This window comes from Synechococcus sp. BA-120 BA3 (assembly GCF_034931285.1).
Lineage (GTDB): Bacteria > Cyanobacteriota > Cyanobacteriia > PCC-6307 > Cyanobiaceae > Cyanobium.
The window spans coordinates 1-4,544 of the sequence record NZ_JAYGHZ010000368.1 but is presented as its reverse complement, the minus strand read 5'-3'; the positions used below and the strand labels follow the sequence as shown (position 1 = coordinate 4,544).

Below are 4,544 nucleotides of genomic sequence, written 5' to 3'. Positions count from 1 at the left end.
CTGCGGCCCGCCCTGCCGCCCCGCCATGGGGTGGAGGTGAACGAGGCCGGCGACCGGCTGCTGCGCGCCGTGGCCCTGATGCGGGAGGGCAAGGCCCCCTGGCTGCTGGTGACCGGCGGCAAGGTCACCTTCATGGCCAACGATCCGGCGGCCGGCGAAGCCCGGCTGGCCAAGGCCCTCGCCACCAGCCTGGGGGTGGCGGCCGATCGGATCGTGACCAGCGAGGAGGGCCGCAACACCGGCGAGGAGGCCGGAGCCCTGGTGCGGGTGGCCCGGCAGCGGGGCTGGACCTCCCTGCTGCTGGTCACCAGCGCCACCCATCTGCCCCGATCCCTGGCCACCCTGCGCCGCGCCGCCCCGGAGCTGCGGATCATCCCGGTGGCCTGCGACTTCCAGCTGCCGGATCGGCGCTCCTTCGGCACCCCCACCCTGGCCGGCACCGTGATGGGGGTGCTGCCCAGCGCCGAGGCCCTGGTGCTGACCACCACGGCCATGCGCGAGCACCTCGGCCTGCTGGCCTACCGGCTGCGGGGCTGGATCTGAAGCTGGATCGCTTGTTTGATCGCTCGCCTGCCGCGGCGGCGGGTTACTTTTTGGGCGCCGGCGGCACCAGGCTCACCCCTTCGGGCGGCGGGGTGGGGTCGGGATCGGCGATCAGCATGTGCTGCAGGACGATCTCCGGACGTTCACTGTCCCGCCAGCGGATGCGATAGGCGGGCATCTTGGTGCCCCGGCTGGTGGTCTGCTCCACGGGCTCCATGACCCAGCCACGGCGGGATCGCCCCTGGGGATTGCGCTTCACCACCGCATCGGCGTGTTGAAAGCGAAAACCGACGCGCTCACCACTCATACCAGAGCCCCGAGGGGGAGAAGGCCTACTGGGGCCATTATCCCACTGCGTCGGTTCCGGCCCTCTCGCGGGCCTCCGGGCGCAGCAGGGGGAAGGCGATCACATCGCGGATCGAGGGGCTGTCGGTGAGCAGCATGGCCAGGCGGTCGATGCCGATGCCGAGGCCACCGGTGGGGGGCATGCCCACCTCCAGGGCGTGCAGGAAGTCCTCGTCCACCGTCTGGGCTTCCGGGTCCCCCGCCTGGCGGCGCAGCTGCTGCAGCTCCAGCCGGGCGCGCTGATCCAGGGGGTCGATCAGCTCGCTGAAGGCGTTGGCGGTCTCCCGCCCGACGATGAACAGCTCGAAGCGCTCCACCAGCCCCGGCTTGCTGCGGTGGGCCCGGGCCAGGGGCGAGTTCTCCACCGGGTAGTCCATCACGAAGGTGGGCTGCACCAGGGTGGTCTCCACCGCCTGCTCAAAGGCCTCCACCAGCAGCCGGCCCACGCTGTCGGCCGCCTCCGGGGCCGCCAGGCCGGCGGCCTCCATCGCCGCCGCCGCCGCGGCACGGTCGCTGAAGCCAGTGAAGTCCAGGCCGGTGGCCTGCTCCACCAGCTCGTGCATGGTGACCCGCCGCCAGGGCGGCGTGAGATCGATCGCCTCCCCCTGGTAGGTGAGGCGGGTGTCGCCGCAGACCTCCAGGCAGGCCGCGGCCAGCAGCTGCTCGGTGAGGTCCATCATCGTGTGGTAGTCGGCGAAGGCCTGGTAGATCTCCACCGAGGTGAACTCGGGGTTGTGGCGGGTGCTCACCCCCTCGTTGCGGAAGATGCGCCCCAGCTCGTAGACCCGCTCGAAGCCCCCCACCACCAGCCGCTTGAGGTGCAGCTCGGTGGCGATGCGCAGGGTGAGGGGCAGGTCGAGGGCGTTGTGGTGGGTGGCGAAGGGGCGGGCGTCGGCGCCGCCGGCCTCGGTCTGCAGGACGGGCGTCTCAATCTCGAGGAAGCCGCGCTCGTCGAGCCAGCGGCGCATGGCGCTCACCAGCCGCGCCCGGCGGCGGAAGGTCTCGCGGGTGTCGGGCGAGACGATCAGGTCGAGGTAGCGCTGGCGGTAGCGCTTCTCCACATCCGCCAGGCCATGCCACTTGTCGGGCAGGGGCTGGAGCGCCTTGGAGAGCATCACCCAGTCGCTCACCTTCACCGAGAGCTCGCCCCGGTCGGTGCGGCGCAGGCTGCCGTGCACACCGATCCAGTCGCCGCCATCCACCAGGGAGGTGATCTGGGCGAAGGCCTCGGGCTCGTTCGGGTGGGCCGCCAGCAGGGCGGCCTTCTCGATGAACAGCTGGATCGGACCGGTTTCGTCGGCGATGGTGAAGAAGGCCAGCTTGCCCATCACCCGCCGGGTCATCACCCGGCCCGCCACCGCCACCGCCACGGCCCGCTCCTCGCCGTTGGGCAGGTCGGCGTGGGCCTGCTGCAGCTCGGCGGTGCGGTGGCTGGGGGCGAAGCCGAGGGCATAGGGGGCCCGGCCGAGGGCCTCCAGGCTGCGGGCTTTCTCCAGACGGGTCTCACGCAGATCCGACAAGGCAGGCAGGGCGATGGAGAAGGGTCGCTGCCCATCCTGCAGGACCGGCCGGCACCGGCTTCGGCTGGCTGTTCAGCCGGCGGCGGCCAGGGTTCCCTCACCCATCCGCTGGGAGGCGTAGCCCGTGCCCCGCACCGTGAGGATCAGCTCCGGGTTGCGGGGGTCGGGTTCGAGCTTGCCGCGCAGCCGCGCCACATAGACATCCACCACGCGCAGGTCGGCGGCGCGGCGGGGTGGGTAACCCCAGAGCTGCTCGAGGATCTCGGCCCGGGGCACCACCCGGCCCGGCTCGCGGAACAGCAGCTCCAGCAGGCTGAATTCGGTGTACGTGAGGGCGATGCGCTGCCCCTCACGGGTCACCTGGCGGCGGTTGGTGTCGACCACCAGATCCCCCACCCGCAGCACCCCCGAGCCGGTGGGCAGCTCGCGGGGCTCACTGGTGGCGGCCCCCCGGCCCATGCGGCGCAGGATCGTGGAGATGCGGGCCTCCAGTTCCTTGGGGCTGAAGGGCTTGGGCAGGTAGTCGTCGGCGCCGAGGTCCAGGCCCGCCACCCGCTCGGCGATGGCATCAAGGGCGGAGAGGAAGATGATCGGCACACAGGATTCGGCCCGCAGCCGCCGGCAGACGGCGAAGCCGTCCAGCTTCGGCAGCATGACGTCGAGCACCACCAGGTCGGGCTGCTCCTTGTGGAACAGGGCCAGGGCCTCCTCGCCGTCCTCGGCGCACAGCACCCGGTAACCGGCCAGCTGCAGCCGCATCAGCAGCACCCGGCGCACGGCCGCCTCGTCGTCGACGACCAGGAGGGTGGCAATCGGCTGGGAGGGCTGCTGGCCGGCGGAGGCGGGTGAGGCGGGCTGGAGAGCGGCCGAGGCACCACCGGACGATTCCTGCCCCTCAGCTCCGTCGGTGAACGGGGAGGCTGAGGATGCAGAGGATGCGACCGAAGGCGTTGGCATCGCTCCTGTCCGACCGGATGAAGAATCGCAACCATAACGCGACGCCGTTTCAGGCCGCGAACATGGAAACGGCTCCGGCAGCTGGCCTCAGGGCCAGCGGGCCTCGGCGTAGCTGTTCCACTGCCTCTCGGCCTCGGCCAGGGCCGCATCGCTCTCGAGCTGCCCCAGCATCGCCCGCTGCAGCTGGGTGTAGAGGATCGCCTGCAGTCGCTTCACCCCCGGGGTCGCCGGCACCAGCACCCGCGCCGCGGCCAGGGTCTCGATCGAGAGCAGCCGGGCGCTGTGGACCAGCCGCTCCTGGCCGTCGGCGGGCACCGCCCCCCGTAGACGCTCCTCCAGGCTCGCCAGGGCGCCCCGGGAGGAGGGCAGCACCCGGGCCTCCTCGGCGAAGGCCAGCTGGTTGGCCGCGTTGCTCAGGAACAGGGCAAAGCTCACCGCCTCCGGCGCCATGGCGCTCTGGCGCGGCACCACCAGGTTCATCACCGCCACGTTGGCCTCGCCGCTGGCCCCGGTCAGGGGCGGGAAGGGGGCGGAGGTGGCGGCGATGCCGGGGGCGTTGGTCTGCAGGTTGCGCAGGAAATCGGGACCGCTGGCCACCTGGGCCAGATCCCCGGCCTGGTACAGCTCGATCGCCCGCCGGTACCCCTGGCTCACCACCTCCCGCGGCAGCAGGCCGCGGCGGTAGAGATCGCTCCAGAAGGCGAAGGCGCGGCGACCGGCGGGGCTGTTGAACGCCGCCCGCTGGCGCTCGTCCAGCAGCCGCACCCCCATCTGCACCAGCGCCTCCATCAGCTCGCCGGAGTCGTCGGGGACGACGGTGACGAACAGGGCGTAGCGGCCGGTGCGGCGCCGGACCGCCTCGGCATAGGCCGGCACCTCCTCCCAGCGCCGCGGCGGGGCGGCCAGGCCGGCCTTCTGCAGCAGCCGGCGGTTGGCGATCGTCACCCGGGCCGTCAGGTACCAGGGGATGCCGAACTGCTCGCCCCCCTGCTGGCCGGAGGTCCAGATCCCGGCCAGGTAGCGCTCGGCGGCGTCGGGGGGAAGCAGGGGGATGAGATCCCGCAGGCCCCCCTTGCTGGCCAGGTTGGCGGCGAAGTTGGGGTTGAGATTGACCAGATCGGGGGCGGTGCGGGCGAACACCGAGGCCAGCAGCTTGCGTTCCACCGACCCCCAGGGCAC

At 72.1% G+C, this 4,544-nt stretch carries 5 protein-coding genes; 1 reads left to right on the top strand and 4 read right to left on the bottom strand.

Annotated elements, in window-relative coordinates; translation table 11 throughout:
* Positions 1–543: YdcF family protein (locus VB737_RS15070; RefSeq protein WP_500314161.1), on the top strand; the 543-nt coding region annotated here is incomplete at its 5' end.
* A gap of 43 nt (positions 544–586) precedes the next feature.
* Here the strand turns inward: VB737_RS15070 and VB737_RS15065 are convergent.
* The 4 genes from VB737_RS15065 to VB737_RS15050 form a co-directional block, all read right to left on the bottom strand.
* Positions 587–850 carry a DUF8660 family protein gene (locus VB737_RS15065; protein ID WP_035832975.1) on the bottom strand — a complete coding sequence of 88 codons (264 nt, stop codon included), beginning with the start codon at positions 848–850 and terminating at the stop codon, positions 587–589.
* A gap of 37 nt (positions 851–887) precedes the next feature.
* The gene (gene lysS / locus VB737_RS15060; protein WP_500314159.1) at positions 888–2,408 is read right to left on the bottom strand and encodes a lysine--tRNA ligase; all 1,521 of its coding nucleotides are present in this window, start codon (positions 2,406–2,408) and stop codon (positions 888–890) included.
* A gap of 72 nt (positions 2,409–2,480) precedes the next feature.
* The gene (gene rpaB, locus VB737_RS15055) at positions 2,481–3,365 is read right to left on the bottom strand and encodes a response regulator transcription factor RpaB (RefSeq protein ID WP_500314158.1); all 885 of its coding nucleotides are present in this window, start codon (positions 3,363–3,365) and stop codon (positions 2,481–2,483) included.
* An 87-nt stretch (positions 3,366–3,452) separates the two neighbouring features.
* Positions 3,453–4,544, bottom strand: a 1,092-nt coding sequence (locus VB737_RS15050; RefSeq protein ID WP_500314157.1) for an extracellular solute-binding protein, incomplete at its 5' end; no start/stop codon positions are given.